Below are 19,524 nucleotides of genomic sequence, written 5' to 3' on the forward strand. Positions count from 1 at the left end.
GAACTCCACAGGCCCAGCCTTTGTTTTAAGGACGTATATGATCAAGAAATGCTTGTTCCCGGCAGCCGGTTACGGCACCCGCTTCCTGCCCGCTACCAAAGCCATGCCCAAGGAAATGCTGCCGGTGGTGAACAAGCCGCTGATCCAGTATGGCGTCGAAGAGGCGCTGGATGCCGGCCTGAACGAGATTTCCATCGTCACCGGCCGCGGCAAGCGCGCCCTGGAAGACCACTTCGACATCAGCTACGAGCTGGAAACCCAGATCAAGGGCACCGACAAGGAAAAATACCTGGTCGGCATCCGTCGCCTGATCGAGGAGTGCTCGTTCTCCTATACCCGCCAGACCGAAATGAAGGGCCTGGGCCATGCCATCCTCACCGGCCGCCCGCTGATCGGCGACGAGCCCTTCGCCGTGGTCCTGGCCGATGACCTGTGCGTCAACCCGGAAGGCGACGGCGTGCTGACCCAGATGGTCAAGCTGTACAATCAGTTCCGTTGCTCGATCGTCGCCATCCAGGAGGTCGATCCGCAGGAGACCAACAAGTACGGCGTGATTTCCGGCGAGATGATCCGCGATGACATCTACCGGGTGAACACCATGGTCGAGAAACCCAAGCCGGAAGATGCCCCGTCCAACCTGGCGATCATCGGCCGCTACATCCTGACCCCGGACATCTTCGACATCATCAAGAACACCGATCCGGGCAAGGGTGGCGAGATCCAGATCACCGACGCCCTGATGCAGCAGGCGCAGAACGGTTGCGTGATCGCCTACAAGTTCAAGGGCAAGCGTTTCGACTGCGGGGGCGCCGAAGGCTACATCGAGGCGACCAACTTCTGCTTCGAGAACTACTACAAGGCCGGCAAGGCTTATTGAGCCTCGAGCCATGAGCGGCGAGCGGGCGGCGGTGTGACCGCCGTTTCTTGCAGCGTGAAGCTTGCAGCTCGCCACAAAAAGAGCCACCCTCGGGTGGCTTTTTTTGTGGAGTCTGGATTGTGGCCTACGATTTTGATCTGTTCGTGATTGGCGCCGGTTCCGGCGGTGTGCGTGCGGCGCGCTTCGCTGCGGGCTTCGGCGCGAAGGTGGCGGTGGCCGAGAGCCGCTACTTGGGGGGGACCTGTGTCAACGTCGGTTGCGTGCCGAAGAAGCTGCTGGTCTACGGCGCCCATGTGGCCGACGAGCTCGAGCAGGCCGCAGGCTTCGGCTGGACCCTGGAAGAGGGGCATTTCGACTGGGGCACGCTGATCGCCAACAAGAACCGCGAGATCGAGCGGCTCAATGGCATCTACCGCAACCTGCTGGTCAACAGCGGCGTGACCCTGCTGCAAGGCCATGCGCGCCTGACCGGCGCCCATGAGGTCGAAGTCGAGGGCCAGCGCTATACCGCCGAGCACATCCTCATCGCCACCGGCGGCTGGCCGCAGGTGCCGGACATCCCGGGCAAGGAACTGGCGATCACCTCCAACGAGGCCTTCTACCTCAAGGCGCTGCCACGGCGCATCCTGGTGGTCGGTGGCGGCTACATCGCGGTGGAGTTCGCCGGTATCTTCCAGGGGCTGGGCGCCAGTACCACCTTGCTGTATCGCGGCGACCTGTTCCTGCGGGGCTTCGACGGCTCGGTGCGGAGCCACCTGAAGGAAGAGCTGGAAAAGCGCGGCCTGGACCTGCAGTTCAACAGTGACATCCAGCGCATCGACCAGCAGGACGATGGCAGCCTCAAAGCCACTCTCAAGGACGGTCGCGAACTGGTCGCCGATTGCGTGTTCTATGCCACCGGCCGCCGCCCGATGCTCGACGACCTGGGCCTGGAGAACACCGGCGTTGAGCTCGACACACGCGGCTTCATCCGCGTCGATGAGCAGTACCAGACCACCGAGCCATCGATTCTCGCCATCGGCGATGTGATCGGCCGTGTCCAGCTCACCCCGGTGGCCCTGGCCGAAGGCATGGCCGTGGCGCGCCGGTTGTTCAAGCCCGAGCAGTACCGCCCGGTGGATTACCAGAACATCCCCACCGCGGTGTTCAGCCAGCCGCCGATCGGCACCGTGGGCCTGACCGAGGAGCAGGCGCTGGAGGCCGGGCACAAGGTGCAGATCTTCGAGAGCCGCTTCAGGCCGATGAAGCTGACCCTGACCGACATCCAGGAGAAGACCCTGATGAAGCTGGTGGTCGATGCCGAGACCGACAAGGTCCTGGGATGCCACATGGTCGGGCCGGACGCCGGCGAGATCATCCAGGGCCTGGGCATCGCCCTCAAGGCCGGTGCGACCAAGCAGCAGTTCGACGAGACCATCGGCGTGCACCCGACGGCGGCCGAGGAGTTCGTGACCCTGCGTACGCCTGCCCGCTGACCTGCAATGCCTATTCGCGGGCTTGCCCCGATGCTCTGGCAGTTGGGGCCGCTTTGCGCCCCATCGCGGGCAAGCCCGCTCCCACAGGGGCCGCGTAAAGCCCCTATCAGTTCTCTGCGTGACAGCGCAGCCCAAAGACTGGGTAATCTCCCACAGGTACGAGTCGTACCCTAGATGACGCGGTTTGCAGGGACTCTGTGGGAGCCGGCTTGCCGGCGATGGGCTGCAAAGCAGCCCAGCTGTTTGACTGACAGCCCCGCGCAATCCTTTGCTCAGCTCGAACCCTTCTATTAATAAACCCCGGTTATAGCCAAAACCAATCAGCAGCATGAGGTTTGCCAATGAGCCTTTCCCGGTTCCATTGGTTAGGATTCTCTCCGTCAACGATTTTCAACCCCATGAAGGAGCGTCTCTCATGCCTATCATCAACAGCCAGGTCAAACCGTTCAACGCCACTGCCTACCACAACGGCGAGTTCGTCGAGGTGAGCGAAGCCGACCTCAAGGGCAAGTGGTCCGTCGTGTTCTTCTACCCAGCCGACTTCACCTTCGTCTGCCCGACCGAGCTGGGCGACCTGGCCGACAACTACGAAGAGTTCCAGAAACTCGGCGTGGAAATCTACGGCGTGTCCACCGACACCCACTTCACCCACAAGGCCTGGCACGACACTTCGGAAACCATCGGCAAGATCAAGTACCCGCTGATCGGTGACCCGACCCACGCCATCGCCCGCAACTTCGACGTACTGATCGAGGAAGCCGGCCTGGCCGACCGCGGTACCTTCGTGATCAACCCCGAAGGCCAGATCAAGATCGTCGAGATCAACGACGGTGGTGTAGGCCGTGACGCCAGCGAGCTGCTGCGCAAGGTCAAGGCTGCCCAGTACGTCGCCGCCCACCCGGGTGAAGTCTGCCCGGCCAAGTGGAAAGAAGGCGAGGCCACCCTGGCCCCTTCGCTGGACCTGGTCGGCAAGATCTAAGACCGTGCGCCAGCCGCGGGCGGTGAGCAGCCGCCACACCTGAAGCTGTCACCGCCCCGTCGAACGCCCGGGCGCACCTGCCTGGGCGTTTTTGTTTGAAGAGATTGAAAAAGGAAATCGCCCGTATGTTGGACGCCACGCTTAAATCGCAACTCAAGGCCTACCTGGAGCGGGTCACCCAGCCGATCGAGATCGTCGCTTCCCTCGACGACGGCGCGAAGTCCCGCGAACTGCACGACCTGCTGGTGGAAATCGCCGGCCTGTCGAACCACATTACCCTGCGCGAGGACGGCACCGACGCCCGTCGTCCATCGTTCTCGCTCAACCGCCCCGGGGCCGATATCAGCCTGCGTTTCGCCGGCATCCCCATGGGCCATGAATTCACTTCCCTGGTGCTGGCCCTGCTGCAGGTCGGCGGCCACCCGTCCAAGGCCAGCGCAGAGGTGATCGAACAGATCCAGGCGCTCGAAGGTGAGTTCCTGTTCGAGACTTATTTCTCGCTGTCCTGCCAGAACTGCCCAGACGTGGTCCAGGCCCTGAACCTGATGGCGGTGCTCAACCCCAACGTGCGCCATGTCGCCATCGACGGCGCGCTGTTCCAGGACGAGGTCGAGGCACGCAAGGTCATGGCCGTGCCCAGCATCTACCTCAACGGCCAGGTCTTCGGCCAGGGCCGCATGGGCCTGGAGGAGATCCTTGGCAAGATCGACACCAATGCCGGTGCCCGTCAGGCCGAGAAGATCAACGCCAAGGACGCCTTCGACGTGCTGGTGGTCGGCGGTGGCCCCGCTGGCGCCTCCGCCGCCATCTACGCGGCGCGCAAGGGCATCCGCACCGGCGTTGCGGCCGAGCGCTTCGGCGGCCAGGTGCTCGACACCCTGGCCATCGAGAACTTCATCTCGGTGCAGGAGACCGAAGGGCCCAAGCTGGCTACCGCGCTGGAAGAGCACGTCAAGCAATACGACGTCGACATCATGAACCTGCAGCGCGGCGAAGCGCTCATCCCGGCCACCGATGGTGGCCTGCACGAAGTGCGCCTGGCCGGTGGTGCCTCGCTCAAGGCCAAGACCGTGATCCTGGCTACCGGTGCCCGTTGGCGCGAGATGAACGTGCCGGGCGAGCAGGAGTACCGCGCCCGTGGCGTGGCCTACTGCCCGCACTGCGACGGCCCGCTGTTCAAGGGCAAGCGCGTGGCGGTGATCGGCGGTGGCAACTCGGGCGTGGAAGCGGCCATCGACCTGGCCGGCATCGTCGCCCAGGTGACCCTGATCGAGTTCGACAGCCAGCTGCGCGCCGACGCGGTGCTGCAGCGCAAGCTGCACAGCCTGCCGAACGTCAAGGTGATCACCAGCGCACTGACCACCGAGGTGCTGGGGGATGGCGAGAAGGTCAACGGCCTGCGCTACAAGGACCGCACCAGCGACGAGCTGCATGAGCTGGCGCTGGAAGGCATCTTCGTGCAGATCGGCCTGCTGCCGAACACCGACTGGCTCAAGGGCACCGTCGAGCTGTCGCCGCGTGGCGAGATCATCGTCGATGCCAAGGGCCAGACCAACATCCCCGGCGTGTTCGCTGCCGGTGACGTGACCACGGTGCCCTACAAGCAGATCGTCATCGCCGTGGGCGAGGGCGCCAAGGCCTCCCTGGCAGCCTTCGATCACCTGATCCGGACCTCGGCACCGGCGTAAGCTTGTAGCGAACCCTTCGCGGCGGTCCGGCGCGAAGGGTTCGTCACGCATGGCTCAAGTCAATCAGGTTCACCGGGTGTCTATGCTTAATCAGACACTTTCGGGAATCTCATCCATGACCCTGATCAGCCGCGAACCCTGGTGGTTCGAGCCACCCAAGCCCGGGCAGAAGGAGCAGGACCTGCACTGGGGCTACCTGGAAATCTACGCCGACGGGCGCACCGTATTCGTCGACCAGCGCCCCAGCGACCGGGAGCTGGCCGAACGCAAGAGTTGCCGCAACTTCCCCGACCCCGAACAGCCCTGACTCAGCCTTCGAGCTGGGCCAGGCGTGCCTCCAGTGCGGCGATCCGCGCCTCCAGCGCCTCGATGCGCTCCTCCGACACGTTGCTGGCGCCACTGCGCTCGCCGCCACCCTGCTGGCGCGCGGCGAGGATCGCCTCGATCTCCGCCGGGTCGCCCAGGGCATGGGTGTAGCGGTCCTCGCGCTGGCCGGGCTGGCGTGGCAAGTGCAAGGCCAAGCCGCGCGACACCAGGCGTTCGAGCTGATGCTGGACCTGGTCGATGTCTTCGAAGTCGTGCAGGCGGTTGCTGCGGGTCAGCAGTTCGTTGAGGGTCTGTGGCCCGCGCAGGAACATCAGCCCCATCAACACCAACTGCGCCGGTACCAGTTCCAGGCCCTTGTCCACCCGCTGCTCCCAACGGTCGGCGCGGCTGCCCATCTGCAGGCGGGTCATGCCTTGCCCTTCCAGGGCGCGCAGCGCCTGGCCGACCTGGCCGGGGGAGAGGTTCATCACCGGTTCCCGGCTGGTCTTCTGGTTACAGGCCAGGACCAGGGCGTTGAGGGTCAGCGGGTAGGTTTCCGGGCTGGTGGCCTGCTTTTCGATCAGCGAACCGAGCACGCGGATCTCGATGCTGTTGAAGCGGCCTTCGCCTGCGGTTTCGTGTTCTGACATGGCCCTGTCTCATTGCGAGGAAAAGGCCACTAGCCTAGGTAAAGCGCTGGGCTTAATCAATCGGGGGCGCCGATCTCAAGAGCGGCGCGGGCTTTGGGGGAGCGGGCTTGTCGGGGTGCCGAACCGCCGCGAAGGGGCCGCAATGCGGCCCCGCTGACTCAAGCGCTACGCCGCTCCTGCGCCTGGCACGCCGCCGCGGTGAACAGCACGTCGGTGGAGGAGTTGAGCGCGGTTTCCGCCGAGTCCTGCAGTACGCCGATGATGAAACCGACCGCCACCACCTGCATGGCGATCTCGCTGGGGATGCCGAACAGGCTGCAGGCCAGCGGGATCAGCAGCAGCGAGCCACCGGCCACGCCCGAGGCGCCGCAGGCGCAGATCGCCGCCACCACGCTGAGCAGCACGGCGGTAGGCAGGTCCACGGGTATACCCAGGGTGTGCACGGCAGCCAGGGTCAGCACGGTGATGGTGATGGCGGCGCCGGCCATGTTGATGGTCGCACCCAGTGGGATCGACACCGAATAGGTGTCCTCATGCAGGCCGAGTTTTTCCGACAGCGCCAGGTTGACCGGGATGTTGGCTGCCGAGCTGCGGGTGAAGAACGCCGTGATGCCGCTTTCGCGCAGGCACAGCAGCACCAGCGGATAGGGGTTGCGACGGATCTTCCAGAAGACGATCAGCGGGTTGACCACCAGGGCCACGAACAGCATGCAGCCGATCAGCACGGCCAGCAGGTGCAGGTAGCCGAGCAGGGCATCCAGGCCGGACTGGGCCAGGGTCGAGCTGACCAGGCCGAAGATGCCGAGCGGGGCGAAGCGGATCACCACGCGCACGATCAGGGTGACGCCGTTGGACAGGTCCTCGACCACGGTACGGGTGGTCTGCCCGGCGTGGCGGATGGCCACGCCCAGGCCGATGGCCCAGGCCAGGATACCGATGAAGTTGGCATTGAGCAGGGCATTGACCGGGTTGTCGACGGCGCTCAATAGCAGGCCCTGGAGGACTTCGCCGATGCCGCCGGGGGCGCTGAGCGAGGCTTCGCCGGTGCTCAGCACCAGGTTCGAGGGGAACAGCATGCTGGCGACTACGGCCACCACCGCCGCGGCGAACGTGCCCAGCAGGTAGAGCCAGAGGATCGGGCGGATGTGGGTTTCCTGGCCGTGGCGGTGGTTGGCGATCGACGCCATGACCAGGATGAACACCAGCACCGGCGCCACGGCCTTGAGGGCGCTGACGAAGACCTTGCCGAGGAACGCAAGGTCACGGGCTGCGGCCGGGGCGAGCAGGGCCAGGACGATACCGGCCACCAGGCCGATGCAGATCTGCGTTACCAGGCCGGTGCGGTTGATGAGGCGGAGGACGGGGGTCATGTGCAGCAGAATCTCGTTCTTGTAAAAACCGGCCACTCTACCACAGGCCTTGGCTGACCGGTGCTGCATGGCCGTGGGGGGGCGTTGCGCAAGGCGCCCTCATGACCCCGCCGAAGTCACCAATGAAACAATTCCCGCCGCGCCCCCTCGGTAATCGCCACGATCCCCGGGTGCTTCACCTTCCGCTCCACGGAAATGGCATAGAACGACTCGTGCACCGCCTCGGTCTGCCCGATCAGTTGCACGCCATACTGCCGGCACACTTCCTCGGCGATCACGCTGGGCGCGACGAAAATGCCACTGCCGGACTGGCCGAAGGCCTGCATCAGGGCGCTGTCGTCGAATTCGCCGACGATCCGCGGCTGCACCTGCTGCTCGGCCAGCCAGCGCAGCAGGCGGCTGCGCACCACGGTTTCCTGGCCGGGAACCAGCAGCGGTGCATCGTCCAGGCAAGCGGGAAACGGCCGGTCATGGCGGTGGGCCAGGGCAGGGGTGGCGAAGAAGCTAAGGCCGCATTCGCCGAGCTTCTGGCTGTAGCCCTTGATGTCCAGGTGGCTGGGCATCGGGCTGTCGGAAATCACCAGGTCCAGGCGCTGGATGGCCAGGTCGGCGAGCAGGCGTTCGAGCTTGTCTTCGCGGCAGTTGATGCGCAGCACGCTGTCCAGCTCCATGGTCGGCGCCAGCAGGCGATAGACGATGGACTTGGGGACCACGTCGGCCACGCCCACGCGGAACAGGATCTGCTCCTGGGGCCCGGCCCGCAGCATGGCTTCGAGCTCGCCGCCGATCTGGAACATCTGCTCGGCGTAGGCCAGGGCCTGGCGGCCGGTCTCGGTCAGCTCGAGCTGGCGGCCGACGCGCTGGAACAGCTCCAGGCCGTAGGTCTGCTCGAACAGGCTGATCTGGCCGCTGATGGTCTGCGGGGTCAGGTTCAACTGTTCGCTGGCACGGGCGATGCTGCCGGTCCGGGCCACCACCCAGAAGTAATGAAGCTGGCGGTAATTGAGCATCCTGGATGTCCAATGTTCGTAAAAGCCGAAGTATAACCGCCAAAAATACGAATTTTCCTGATGTATTGCGCTCTCTAGAATACGACCCCATCAGGCGCCAGGGGCGCCAGCGTAATATCGACGAGCGAGGACTTCATGCTGCAACTCAAATCCATCGGCACCCCCTTGGTGCTGGTTCTGGCACTGTTCACCATGGCGGGCTGCGACCAGGCCGAGAAATCCGCCCAGCAGATGCTCGACCAGGCCGCCGAGTCGGCCAAGCAGGCCATCGACAAGACCAACGACGCTGCCCAGCAGGCCCTGAGCGAAGCGCTCGGCTCCCAGGGCGAAAAGCCCCAGGCCGATGAAGGCCAGCGCAAGACCCAGGACATCTGACCCAGACCCGACTTAGGATCGACCAATGGAATATTTGCTGGAACTCGCCGCAAGCCCTACCGCCTGGGTTGCCCTGGCCACTCTGGTGGCCATGGAGATCGTGCTGGGTATCGACAACCTGATCTTCATCTCCATCCTCACCAACAAGCTGCCCGAGGCCTACCGTTCCAAGGCGCGGCGCATCGGCATCAGCATGGCCCTGATCATGCGCCTGGCGCTGCTTTCCACCGTGGCCTGGATCGTCCAGCTGACCGAGCCTGTGATCGATGTCTTCGGCCAGAGCTTCTCCTGGAAGGACATGATCCTGATCGCCGGTGGCCTGTTCCTGTTGTGGAAGGCGACCAAGGAAATCCACGAGAACGTCGACCCGCGCGGCGCCAAGGAAGAAGCCAAGGCCGGTTCCACCGTGACCCTGGGCTTCGCCGCCGCCATCGGCCAGATCCTGCTGCTCGACATCGTCTTCTCGGTCGACAGCATCATCACTGCCGTGGGCATGACCGAGCACCTGCCGATCATGATCATCGCCGTGATCTGCGCTGTGGTGGTGATGCTGGTGGCCGCCGACCCGCTGGCCAAGTTCATCAACGACAACCCGACCGTGGTGATGCTGGCCCTAGGCTTCCTGATCATGATCGGCATGACCCTGATCGCCGAAGGCTTCGGTGCCCATGTGCCGAAAGGCTATGTGTATGCCGCGATGGCCTTCTCCACGGCGATCGAAGTGCTCAACATCCTGGCGCGCCGGGCGCGGGTGAAGCGCGAAGCCGCGCAAGGCTGAGGGCTGGGGCCTTGTATAGCGAAAGGGCTGCGTTGCAGCCCTGGGACTATCCGATCAATGCGCACCCGCATGCCGCCGGGCACGACGCACCGGCTGTGGCTTGGGCTGGGCTTGGGGGGGCAGGTGGTGATGGTGGGCGTGACGGCGCACGATGCGCAACACACCCCACAGCATGGCGGCTGCGACACTGAGCCACATACCTACCAGCATGAGGATTGCCATTGTCAGGCTCATGTGTGCCTCCTTCTCTCAGGCGGGCTGCGCTCGCCTTCCAGACACTGCTTTAGTCTAGCGCGTTGCCCGTGACGTTCCATTGACCGAAGGTCTATTCCCTTGGGCCGATTCGTTCCAAGCCGGTGCCGGGCTATACCCAAGCGCGTGCCCGGCCTATGATCGGTACCCATGGCCGGGCGCTGCCTGCCTGGCGTCGAACAAGCGAGTGTCCATGTTGCAAGATTCCTTCACCTCACGGGCCACGGGCCCGCGCCGCCTGCTGGCCGCGTGCCTGGTGATCGCCAGCCTGGCCGGATGCGCCGGCACGCCACCTCCCGCGCCCAAGGGCCTGCCGCAGCGGGTCGAGATCAGCAGCGTGCCGTTCTACCGCGGCAATGCCAATCACAGCGGTGCCATGGCCCTGGCGGCGGTCCTCTCGCAGCAGGGGGTGGGCATCACCCCGGGCCTGCTGGACAAGCCCTTGAACCTGCCACAAGGTGTCGACGCGCTGGAAACCGGCATTGCGAGGGTGGCACGGGAGTACGGCATGGTCGTCTACCCGCTGGACAAGCGCCTGGACGCCCTGCTGGCCCAGGTGGCCGCAGGCAATCCCGTGCTGCTGCGTTACCAGGAGGGGGCGGCCTGGTGGAGCGAGCCGCGCTATGCGGTGTTGATCGGCTATGACAGCTACAAGCAGCGCGTGTTGCTGCGCTCAGGGATGCATCGTCGGCAACTGATGGCATTCGACGACTTCCAGGCGGCATGGGCGAAGGAGGGGCGTTGGGCGGTGCTGGTGCAGCCGCCACGGCAACTGCCGGCCCAGGTGGACCGACAGCGCTGGCTGCAGGCTGCCGACGAATTGGCCCGGGCGGGCCAGGAGATCGCGGCGAAGCAGGCGGTGCGCAGCCTGGGGCAGTGACTTTGCCTGTACCGGCCTATTCGCGCCGAACCGCCGCGAATAGGCCGGTACAGCCAGCAACTACCTCAACTGACGGGTACCGGCATGGCGGTACCCGCCAACCAGGGACTCAGATCCCCAGACGGTCGCGCAGGCTGTAGTACCAGGCGCCGAGGGCGCTGAACGGCACGCGCAGCAGCTGACCACCCGGGAACGGGTAGTGCGGCAGGCCGGCGAAGGCATCGAAACGCTCGGCCTGGCCGCGCAGGGCCTCGGCCAGCACCTTGCCCGCCAGGTGGGTGTAGGTGACACCATGGCCGGAGCAGCCCTGGGAGTAGTAGATGTTGTCGCCGATACGGCCGACCTGCGGCAGGCGCGACAGGGTCAGCAGGAAGTTGCCGGTCCAGGCATAGTCGATCTTGACGTTCTTCAACTGCGGGAAGGCCTTGAGCATCTTCGGACGAATGATCGCCTCGATGTTCGCCGGGTCACGGGCGCCATAGACGACGCCGCCGCCGAAGATCAGGCGCTTGTCGCTGGTCAGGCGGTAGTAGTCGAGCAGGTAGTTGCAGTCCTCGACGCAGTAGTCCTGCGGCAGCAGGGTGCGCGCCAAGTCTTCGCCCAGCGGCTCGGTGGTGATCACCTGGGTGCCGCAGGGCATCGACTTGGCCGCCAGTTCCGGCACCAGGTTGCCCAGGTAGGCGTTGCCGGCGACGATGATGAACTTGGCGCGCACCTTGCCCTGCGGGGTGTGCACGACCGGGTTGGCGCCACGCTCGATGCGCACGGCAGGGGTCTGTTCGTAGATCACGCCGCCCAGCGACTCCACGGCGGCAGCTTCGCCCAGGGCCAGGTTCAGCGGGTGGATGTGGCCGCCGCTCATGTCCAGCATGCCGCCGACATAGTTGTCGCAGGCGACCACTTCACGGATACGCTTCTGGTCCATCAGCTCCAGCTGGGTATGGCCGAAGCGCTCCCACAGGCGTTTCTGCGACTCCAGGTGGCCCATCTGCTTGGCGCTGAGCGCGGCGAACACGCCGCCGTCCTTCAGGTCGCACTGAATGTTGTACTTGGCCACGCGCTCACGGATGATGCGGCCGCCTTCGAAGGCCATCTGGCCCAGCAGTTGCGCCTGCTTCGGGCCGACGGTGCGCTCGATCACGTCGATGTCGCGGCTGTAGCTGTTGACGATCTGGCCACCGTTGCGGCCCGACGCGCCGAAGCCAACCTTGGCAGCCTCGACGATGCTCACCTTGAAGCCGTTTTCCAGCAGGAACAGCGCGCTGGACAGGCCGGTGTAGCCGGCGCCGATGATGCAGATATCCGTCTCCACCTCACCCTGCAGCGCCGGACGTGGCGGCACCGGGTTGGCCGAGGCGGCGTAGTAGGACTGGGGGTAGGGGGTATTGGCCATGCTCGGGGAACCTCGTGTTTTATATTTTTAACGAATGTACCGATGCTATCAATAATAATAAACACCCGCTAGTCGTCTGTTGAAAATCCTTTACTCGGCCCTGGTGCTGGCTTCTGTCCAAATATTTTTTAGATTCAGTGGGTTAGCGTGAAAAAAACAGTTGACACCGATTTTGGAATGCGTAGAATGCGCCCTCATCGACAGGCACATAGCTCAGTTGGTTAGAGCACCACCTTGACATGGTGGGGGTCGTTGGTTCGAGTCCAATTGTGCCTACCAAACGAAAGTCCCGGTTTACGGGCATGAAGAAGGGCGATCCGCAAGGGTCGCCCTTTTTCGCTTTTGCAAAAGCCCACTGGATCTCGGCGACCCTGACGCAGGCCGCCGACGTCCATGCAAAAGCTGTCAGAGCACGTTCGCGGCACGTATCCTCGGGCCGCTGTGGGGCAACCTGGACAGCGCCACGGTGCAGCAGGCCAATGCCCGGCGCAGCTATGACGTGCAGCCGGTGAAGCTGGACAACCTCGATGAGCAGCAGCGCATCGCCGATGCGTTCTACCGCGAAGGCTTGCTGCCCAAGCCGGTGGATGCGCGAGCGGTATCTGTATTCGAGCCGCTGGGCGAATGATCGTCGCGGCGGGCTAGCCGGGCAGAGCGCGAATGCCAGGGGGCGTTCGCTACTCGGTCGCTTCAAAAGCCTTGTGGTACTCCACGATGCCTTCGGGGAGTTCACCGCCAAAAGACAAGGCTTGGAAGTACTCAGGCGCAACGCCAGGCAGCGTGAGGCCGGCGTGGGCTCGGAACCCGAAGTGGCCATAGTAGCCAGGGTCGCCCAGCACCACGCAGCCAGCCCCGCCAAGGCGCTGTAGTTGTGCAAGGGCGGCCTTCATCAAGGCCGAACCGATACCTTGCCCCTGGCGGCCTGGCTGCACGGAGATAGGCCCAAGGCCGTACCAGCCCGTCGCACCGGACGAGATCGTGACGGGTGAAAGGGCGACATGGCCAATGATCGCATCATGCTCTACCGCGACCAAGGAGACGGTCAGCTGGTTGGCGCGTCGCAGTGCATCGACAATGAATTGTTCGGTATGGCTTGAATGCTCCTCGTGCTCGAACGCCGCCTCGGTCAGTTGGGCGATGGCGCTGATGTCCTGGGGGTGTTCAGGGCGGATGGTCGTGTTCATGCTGATGTTTTCTCTGGTGTCCTTGTCGATGATGCTGCGAAGCACCTCGAATAGAGGGGCGGCATCGGTGTATTTCCTGCCATAGGCCAGATTGAATGCGTAATCGAAGCCAGTTGGGTTCTTGCCCTGGTTGTGCTGCAGGAGGGTCTCCAGCTTGTCTAGCGCCTTGACGGCTTTTGCTTCTGGCGATCGTGCATGTTCATAGTCATCCCAGAGCGCCAGTATCTCGGCTTGCAGCGTTTCATCCAGTGCCTGGGTCAAGAGCAGAAGATCATTTCGCTCTTGCTGGCTCTTGTTGGGAAACGCGTGTTGGCTGACGGCGGGAATGTCGCCGTTGATGGCCTCGCCCAAGTCGTGAATCACGCACATCTTGAGCATTTTCAGCGTATCGAGGCCGCTTAGCTGCGCCTCGAAAACAATGGCCATCAGGCAAAGGCGCCAACTGTGCTCGGCCGTGCTTTCGGTGCGCCCGGAGGAGGTGTGTGCGCTTCTGAGCACGTCCTTGAGCTTTTCCGCCTCGCGCAGGAATGCAAGGCGCCCTTTGAGTTTCTCGATGTCCATAGACCCCTCTGATTTCGTCGGTGAACAGCATGCCGTTCACCTTGATGAGGCCAGCCTAGATCCGAAGGTGTTCAGCGTCCACGCATAAAATATGCGAGCAAAGGGGGGCGATCCGTCAGAGCGTCTCTACCAGGCGCGCGGCCGTTCCATCCGAGAGGGGGATGCGTGTCCAGCGACAGAGGCTCTGGCTGATCGGTACGAGGGACGAGTCGTTGTTGCCGGTTGTGAACTCCAGCGCTGGCGGTGCGAGGGCTTCCCGCCACCCCGATTCATCCAGCGCGAACTCCTTGCTGACGATCTCTGGCGTAGCGAAGCGCCACAGCGAACGACCCAGCAGGTCGCTGAGCGGGCTGGCGAACTGGGCGGCGCGCGAAGGGGAGCAGGCCAGCAAGCGATGCGTCAGGTCGCAAATGAGGTGAACGGGCCGTGAGCTTTCCCTGACCAGCCGGGCCAACGCTTGATCGGCGGCTGCATCGAGGCGCGCGGCCAGCAGTCGTTCAAGCTTTTCGTGTGCGAGGGGATCCATGGCCTGTACGCCGCTTTCCCAGCGCGAGATGGTCGACTGAGTGACGTTGAACAACGCCGCGGCATGGGATTGCTTGACGCGGTGCAGTAGGCGCCATCGCCTGAGCGCAATGCCGGGCAATGCTGGTTTTAGCGACAGGTCAGGCATCTTGGCGTCCGGGGACGTGGCGGGCTGGCCAGTGTGATTTAGGCAAGACCAGCCTGCAAGTTGGTTCGATAAACGGGAGTCAGGTGGGAGGTGCTCGCCGTGCAGACATTGTGCCTTTAGAGAGCCTTGATCCCCTATCCTGGTCATTGTTGTCGCAAGAAAGAAACCGTAGCCATGCCCAGCAACGCGTCGAGAGGGGCATGCTTTGGCCCTAGAACAACTCCCTTTATAAGGGGGCCAGTCAGTGCGCTAGCCGTGCCCCGTTCGCAGCCGTGTGCCAATTGGCACTACGCCACGGACATCCGCGCCGTGAGGTTCTGTTGCATGTAGTCGAGGAACCGGCGCTGAAACAGCATCGTATGCTCATGCGCAGCGGCTTCCGCCGCATCCGGATCACGGGCGGCGATGGCATCGATGATCTCGTCATGGTCACGACCCAGCCGGTGGGTGCTCGCCGAGCTGACCACGTGATCGAAGTGCAGGTGCAACAGGCGTTGCCCTTCACTCAGCAAGCGCTCGTAGTAGTTGATGAAGTACGGATTTCGGCCGGCCTGGGCGATCGCCAGGTGGAAGGCCTTGTTCAGCTCGGACATGGTCTGGAAGTCGCCATCCGTTACGGCCTTGAGGTAGGCCGCGTCGGCCTGGCGGATGGCCTCGAGGTCTTCGGCGCGGTGCTGGGTCGCGGCCAGGCGAGTCACCGCACGCTGCATCAGATCCAGCGCCGAGATGTAGTTGGGGAATTCCTCGATCTCGAACGGGGTCACCAAGGTGGTGCGGTTGGGAAGGATGACCACCAGCCCTTCGGTAATCAGCCGTGCCAGGGCATCGCGCACCGGTGAGCGCGACAGGCCGAACTGGGCGGCGAGCGACACTTCATCCAATTGCACGCCGGGCTTGAGCTTCAACGTCAGGATCTGCTTGCGCAGTTCTTCATATATGTAGCGGCCGCTGTGACGACGGGGGCCGCCTTCGAGGTCGTTGTCTTTTGCCATCATCGGTTCTCGGTTGGACCGCGCCATGGTCGCGTGCGGCCTTCGTTATCTTGCCGTGCTTGTCGACGGTGTAGCCGGCAGCATGCTGCGGGGATGGCGGCTGCGTCAAACATGCCTGGCGGGTGTCGAGCAGTAGGAGCAGGAACGCACCGTGCTCCGCCTGCCTACCAGGAGCACGGTGCGCATGGGCTACTGGTCCAGGCCCACCCCCCAGGTATCGCTGAGCATGAACCCCGCCGCCAGCGGATCGTCAGGGTCCACACCGATCTGCTGGAGGCCATAGAGCCAGGCCCGCCCGGTTACCCGAGGCAGCACCGCGGGGCGGCCGGCCACCTCGGTATGGCCCAGCAGCGTGACCTGGAACTGCCCGCCGATGGTCGAGCGTGACACCAACTGGTCACCCGCCTGCACCAGCCCCCGCGCCGCCAGCGTGGCGAGGTTGGCGGAACTGCCGGTCCCGCAGGGCGAGCGGTCGACCCGCCCCGGGGGCAGGGTGGTGCAGGTCTGGTAGGTGCGGTCGTCCAGCCGATGACGGAACATCACGTAGGCCACTTCGTTGACCGAAGACAGCAGCGGGTGCTGGATCGCCAGTTGGCGGTTGATCACAGTCTTCAGCGCCACCCCGGCATCGGCCAGGGCGCGGGCATGTTCAGGGGCGATCGACAAACCGGTCTGCTCGACATCGACCAGGGCGTAGTACACGCCACCAAAAGCCACGTCGACCTTGAGCGTGCCGAACGCTTCGGTCTCGATGGCCAGGTCGAGGTGCTCCACGAACGCAGGCACCATGTCCAGTGAGACGTTCAGGCAACGGCCATCCGCGCATTGGGCGCGGGCGGTCACCAGACCGGCCGGGGTGTCGAGGACCACGGTGGTTTCCGGCTCCTGCATCGGCACCATGCCCAGCTCGAGCAGGGCGGTGACGACGCAGATGCAGTTGCTGCCGGACATCGGGTGCGCCTTGTCGGCCTGCAGCACGATGAAAGCGGCATGGGCCTCGGGGCGGGTGGGCGGTAGCAGCAGGTTCACCGACATCTGTAGGCAGCCGCGCGGCTCCAGAGTCACCAGGCGGCGCAGGCTGTCATCGACCTCGTTGATGTAGTTCATCTTGTCGAGCAGGGTGGCGCCCGGGATACCCAGGACGCCGCCAGTGATGACTTTGCCGATTTCGCCCTCGCAGTGCACTTCGGCCAGTTGCAGGGTCTGTTTCCAACGCATGGGTGTTACCTCACTTGATGTACCAGCCCCAGGGCTGTTCGCTGTCGTAGCGCGTGATCTGCTTGGTTTCCAGGTAGTTGTTCAGGCCCCACTCGCCCAGCTCGCGGCCGATGCCGCTCTGCTTGTAGCCGCCCCATGGGGCCTCGGTGAAGGTCGGCTGCGAGCAGTTGATCCAGACAATACCTGCACGGAAGCGACGGGCGACACGTTCACAGCGCTCCAGGTCCTTGGACATCACCGCGGCACCGAGGCCGAAGCGCGAATGGTTGGCCGAGCTGATGGCCTCTTCTTCAGTATCGAACGGGCGAATGCATACCACCGGGCCGAAGATTTCTTCGTTCCAGATCCAGCTGTCTTCCGGTACATCGGCGAAGATGGTCGGCTGCAGGTAGAACCCCTTGTCCAAGTGCGCCGGACGCTCGCCACCCGATACCAGGCGGGCGCCTTCTTCCAGGCCGCGGGCTATCGCCTGCAGGGTGTTGTCGTACTGGCTGCGGTTGACCAATGGGCCGAGCAGCACGCCTTCTTCCATGCCATTGCCGATCTTGATCTTGCGCGCCTCCTCGGCAAGGCGGGCCAGCAGCGGCTCGTACGCGGAGCGTTGCACCAACACGCGCGAGGTGGCGGAGCAGACTTCGCCCTTGTTCCAGAAGATCCCGAACAGGATCCACTCCACGGCGGCTTCGATGTCGCTGTCGGCGAAGATCACGAAGGGCGACTTGCCGCCCAGCTCCAGGGTGACGTTCTTGATGTCCTGGGCCGCGGCTTGCATGATGCGGCTGCCCACCGGGACGCTGCCGGTGAACGCCAGCTTGTCCACGCCAGGGTGGGCGGTCAGCGCGGCGCCGACCGTGGACCCGGAACCGGTGACGATGTTCAGCACACCTGCCGGCAGACCGGCTTCATCGGCGATGCGGGCCAGCTCCAGCGCCGTCAGCGAGGTTTGCTCGGAAGGCTTGAGAATGATGCAGCACCCTGCGGCCAAGGCCGGGGCGACTTTCCAGGCGGCCATCAGCATTGGGAAGTTCCACGGCACGATGGCCCCGGCAACACCGATCGGCTCCTTGCGCGCCACCGAGCTGAAGCGCTCGTCCGACAGCGCGACAGGTTTTTCACGCTGGGCATCGAGCGCTTCGGCCATGTTGGCGTAGAAGTCGAAGCAGCCTGCGGTATCGCCGATGTCCCACATGGCCTCGGGGAACGGTTTGCCATTGTCGCGAACCTCCAGGGTTGCCAGCTCTTGCTGGCGCGCGCGAATCCCATCGGCGATCTTGCGCAGGTAACGGCCGCGCTCTGCGCCGCTCATGCGCGGCCAGGGGCCCTCGTCGAAAGCGGCACGGGCCGCCTTCACCGCGGCGTCCACGTCTGCGGCGCAACCGGCTGCCACCGTGGTGATCAGGCTCTCGTCACTCGGGTCGAAGGTCTCGAAACTATCGCCATTGACGGGGCTGACCCATTGGCCGTTGATGTAGAACTGGTCGTAGCGGTTCATGCGTTTCCTCCAAGGACGGCGAAGCGTCGGGCACTGAATGCAGAGAGATCCTGGGTTGGGCTGCGTTGGGCAGCGAGGTCGCTCACCAGGCGGCCGGTGGTAGCGCCGAGGGTGAGGCCGAGCTGGCCGTGACCGAAGGCCAAAAGGGCGTTCTTCAGCCGTGGCGAGCGGTCGATCATAGGTTTGGTATCGGGCAGGAACGGGCGGTAGCCGACACCGAACTCCATGCCTTGGGTGTTCAATTGCGGCAGGACGCGGCGGGCCTTTTCCATGATGATTTCGGCACGCTTGAAATTGGGCTCGGCATCGGCGCCGGCGAACTCGAGGGTGCCGCCGATCTGCAGGCCGCGGGTCATGGGGGCGAAGCAGAAGCCGCCGTCGGCGTAGATCACCGAATGGCGAAATTCCACGTCGGGTCGTGGCAGCACCGCCTGATAGCCGGCGATACCCGCCAGCGGAATGTTCACGCCGAGGGTGTCGAAGAATGCCCGCGCGCCAGTGCCTGCGGCCACTACCAGCAAGCCGGCGGGTACGCGACTGCCGTCGGCCAGGGTCACGCCAGTCGCCTGGTCGAGGTTTTCATCGATTTTCACCACCCGCTGGCGCACGCGCCTGCCGCCCTGGGCAATGAAGCTTTCGGTCAGGGCGGCGATGAAGCCTTCGGTGTCGTTCACCGCACGCCAGTCAGGGAACATCAGGCCATGTTGGAACTTGCCAGCCAGGGCCGGCTCCAGGTCAGCGATCTGCGCGCCGTCGAGCTCCTCGGAACGAAAGCCCAACTGCTTGCGCAAGGCCAGGTGGGGGCGCTCGTGGGCCAGGCCGGCAGGGGAGTCGAACACCTCGATAATCGGCCGGTCGCCAAGCAGAGCCTTGTCCGGGCAGGCATCGAGTAGAGGGGCATAGTCTTCATAGACATGCTGGGTCAGGCGCGCCATGTCCTGGGCGATCTCATGGATCTTCGACGGGCGGGCACAGGCCAGGAAACGCATGAACCAGGGCAGGATCCCCGGCAGCGCGCTGGGGCGCAGGGCCAGCGGGCCTTTCTGGTCCAGCAGCCAGCCAGGGATCTTCATCAGGATGCCAGGCTTGGACAACGGGATGACTTCGCTGACCGCCATCTGGCCACAGCTCCATTTCGCGGTGCTGTCGCCGGGCGCGGCAGGGTCGACCAGGGTGACCCGGTGGCCGTCGCGCTGCAGGTACAGTGCGCAGCATACGCCGACAATGCCGCCACCGATGACCACGGCCTGTTGCGATGACGTTTGCGGGTTGTTCATGAGAGGCGTGCTCTTCAAAAGGTGGTGGGGTTCCTGTGGGGGCGGGCTCGTCCCGCACACAAGGGCATGGCCCTTGCCATATACCGGTGTCGTC

The 19,524-nt window shown here is 64.2% G+C and carries 18 protein-coding genes, 1 tRNA gene and 3 pseudogenes; 10 read left to right on the plus strand and 12 right to left on the minus strand.

Going from position 1 to position 19,524, the window contains the following annotated elements; genetic code table 11:
* The first annotated feature begins 37 nt into the window (after nucleotides 1-37).
* From galU to NJF35_RS20540, 5 genes are all read left to right on the plus strand, one after another.
* On the plus strand, nucleotides 38-877 hold the full coding sequence (gene galU / locus NJF35_RS20520) for a UTP--glucose-1-phosphate uridylyltransferase GalU (protein ID WP_253081190.1): 840 nt from the start codon (nucleotides 38-40) through the stop codon (nucleotides 875-877).
* Nucleotides 878-996: 119 nt separating this feature from the next.
* Nucleotides 997-2,352: a glutathione-disulfide reductase gene (gene gorA, locus NJF35_RS20525; protein ID WP_225790635.1), complete on the plus strand. Its 1,356-nt coding sequence runs from the start codon at nucleotides 997-999 to the stop codon at nucleotides 2,350-2,352.
* A 415-nt stretch (nucleotides 2,353-2,767) separates the two neighbouring features.
* Nucleotides 2,768-3,331, plus strand: a complete 564-nt coding sequence (gene ahpC, locus NJF35_RS20530) for an alkyl hydroperoxide reductase subunit C (protein ID WP_225790636.1) — start codon at nucleotides 2,768-2,770, stop codon at nucleotides 3,329-3,331.
* Between the two features lie 125 nt (nucleotides 3,332-3,456).
* A complete protein-coding gene (gene ahpF, locus NJF35_RS20535; protein ID WP_225790637.1) occupies nucleotides 3,457-5,019 on the plus strand; it encodes an alkyl hydroperoxide reductase subunit F in 1,563 nt (520 codons plus the stop codon).
* A 115-nt stretch (nucleotides 5,020-5,134) separates the two neighbouring features.
* Nucleotides 5,135-5,326 (plus strand): hypothetical protein, encoded by a 192-nt coding sequence (locus tag NJF35_RS20540; protein ID WP_225790638.1) that lies wholly within the window; start codon nucleotides 5,135-5,137, stop codon nucleotides 5,324-5,326.
* A 1-nt stretch (nucleotide 5,327) separates the two neighbouring features.
* On the opposite strand, the gene NJF35_RS20545 is transcribed toward NJF35_RS20540, so the two are convergent.
* The 3 genes from NJF35_RS20545 to nhaR all read right to left on the minus strand — a co-directional run bounded on the left by NJF35_RS20545 (nucleotide 5,328) and on the right by nhaR (nucleotide 8,355).
* Nucleotides 5,328-5,975 (minus strand): YceH family protein, encoded by a 648-nt coding sequence (locus NJF35_RS20545; protein ID WP_253081192.1) that lies wholly within the window; start codon nucleotides 5,973-5,975, stop codon nucleotides 5,328-5,330.
* 158 nt (nucleotides 5,976-6,133) lie between these two features.
* The gene (gene sstT, locus NJF35_RS20550) at nucleotides 6,134-7,345 is read right to left on the minus strand and encodes a serine/threonine transporter SstT (RefSeq protein WP_225790640.1); all 1,212 of its coding nucleotides are present in this window, start codon (nucleotides 7,343-7,345) and stop codon (nucleotides 6,134-6,136) included.
* A 116-nt stretch (nucleotides 7,346-7,461) separates the two neighbouring features.
* Complete coding sequence (gene nhaR, locus NJF35_RS20555; RefSeq protein ID WP_225790641.1) at nucleotides 7,462-8,355, minus strand: transcriptional activator NhaR; 894 nt, start codon at nucleotides 8,353-8,355, stop codon at nucleotides 7,462-7,464.
* 135 nt (nucleotides 8,356-8,490) lie between these two features.
* On the opposite strand from nhaR, the gene NJF35_RS20560 reads away from it, so the two are divergent.
* Nucleotides 8,491-8,730, plus strand: coding sequence for a hypothetical protein (locus tag NJF35_RS20560; protein ID WP_225790642.1), 240 nt, complete (start codon nucleotides 8,491-8,493; stop codon nucleotides 8,728-8,730).
* A gap of 25 nt (nucleotides 8,731-8,755) precedes the next feature.
* Nucleotides 8,756-9,508 carry a TerC family protein gene (locus NJF35_RS20565; protein WP_225790643.1) on the plus strand — a complete coding sequence of 251 codons (753 nt, stop codon included), beginning with the start codon at nucleotides 8,756-8,758 and terminating at the stop codon, nucleotides 9,506-9,508.
* 54 nt (nucleotides 9,509-9,562) lie between these two features.
* Here NJF35_RS20565 and NJF35_RS20570 read toward each other — a convergent pair whose 3' ends face one another.
* Nucleotides 9,563-9,742: a hypothetical protein gene (locus tag NJF35_RS20570; protein ID WP_225790644.1), complete on the minus strand. Its 180-nt coding sequence runs from the start codon at nucleotides 9,740-9,742 to the stop codon at nucleotides 9,563-9,565.
* Nucleotides 9,743-9,897: 155 nt separating this feature from the next.
* On the opposite strand from NJF35_RS20570, the pseudogene NJF35_RS20575 reads away from it, so the two are divergent.
* Nucleotides 9,898-10,640 (plus strand): annotated as a pseudogene (locus tag NJF35_RS20575) (peptidase C39 family protein).
* Between the two features lie 109 nt (nucleotides 10,641-10,749).
* Here the strand turns inward: NJF35_RS20575 and NJF35_RS20580 are convergent.
* Nucleotides 10,750-12,033 (minus strand): NAD(P)/FAD-dependent oxidoreductase, encoded by a 1,284-nt coding sequence (locus tag NJF35_RS20580; protein WP_225790645.1) that lies wholly within the window; start codon nucleotides 12,031-12,033, stop codon nucleotides 10,750-10,752.
* A 202-nt stretch (nucleotides 12,034-12,235) separates the two neighbouring features.
* Here NJF35_RS20580 and NJF35_RS20585 point away from each other — a divergent pair.
* Nucleotides 12,236-12,312 (plus strand) — tRNA-Val (locus tag NJF35_RS20585).
* A 139-nt stretch (nucleotides 12,313-12,451) separates the two neighbouring features.
* Nucleotides 12,452-12,661: pseudogene (locus NJF35_RS20590) on the plus strand (ABC transporter substrate-binding protein); the annotation flags it as partial.
* 49 nt (nucleotides 12,662-12,710) lie between these two features.
* Here the strand turns inward: NJF35_RS20590 and NJF35_RS20595 are convergent.
* The 7 genes and pseudogenes from NJF35_RS20595 to NJF35_RS20625 all read right to left on the minus strand — a co-directional run bounded on the left by NJF35_RS20595 (nucleotide 12,711) and on the right by NJF35_RS20625 (nucleotide 19,430).
* A complete protein-coding gene (locus NJF35_RS20595; RefSeq protein ID WP_253081205.1) occupies nucleotides 12,711-13,217 on the minus strand; it encodes a GNAT family N-acetyltransferase in 507 nt (168 codons plus the stop codon).
* Between the two features lie 3 nt (nucleotides 13,218-13,220).
* Nucleotides 13,221-13,778: pseudogene (locus NJF35_RS20600) on the minus strand (HD domain-containing protein); the annotation flags it as partial.
* Between the two features lie 115 nt (nucleotides 13,779-13,893).
* Nucleotides 13,894-14,451, minus strand: coding sequence for a helix-turn-helix domain-containing protein (locus NJF35_RS20605; RefSeq protein ID WP_225790647.1), 558 nt, complete (start codon nucleotides 14,449-14,451; stop codon nucleotides 13,894-13,896).
* Between the two features lie 287 nt (nucleotides 14,452-14,738).
* Nucleotides 14,739-15,443 carry a GntR family transcriptional regulator gene (locus NJF35_RS20610; RefSeq protein WP_253081193.1) on the minus strand — a complete coding sequence of 235 codons (705 nt, stop codon included), beginning with the start codon at nucleotides 15,441-15,443 and terminating at the stop codon, nucleotides 14,739-14,741.
* Nucleotides 15,444-15,632: 189 nt separating this feature from the next.
* Nucleotides 15,633-16,661, minus strand: coding sequence for a proline racemase family protein (locus tag NJF35_RS20615; RefSeq protein WP_225790649.1), 1,029 nt, complete (start codon nucleotides 16,659-16,661; stop codon nucleotides 15,633-15,635).
* A 10-nt stretch (nucleotides 16,662-16,671) separates the two neighbouring features.
* The gene (locus tag NJF35_RS20620) at nucleotides 16,672-18,153 is read right to left on the minus strand and encodes an aldehyde dehydrogenase family protein (RefSeq protein WP_225790650.1); all 1,482 of its coding nucleotides are present in this window, start codon (nucleotides 18,151-18,153) and stop codon (nucleotides 16,672-16,674) included.
* Nucleotides 18,150-19,430, minus strand: coding sequence for an NAD(P)/FAD-dependent oxidoreductase (locus NJF35_RS20625; RefSeq protein ID WP_225790651.1), 1,281 nt, complete (start codon nucleotides 19,428-19,430; stop codon nucleotides 18,150-18,152). The genes NJF35_RS20620 and NJF35_RS20625 overlap by 4 nt, the downstream gene beginning before the upstream one ends.
* Between the last annotated feature and the right edge of the window lie 94 nt (nucleotides 19,431-19,524).

The sequence above is a fragment of the Pseudomonas guariconensis genome, assembly GCF_024127895.1.
Classification (GTDB): domain Bacteria; phylum Pseudomonadota; class Gammaproteobacteria; order Pseudomonadales; family Pseudomonadaceae; genus Aquipseudomonas; species Aquipseudomonas guariconensis_B.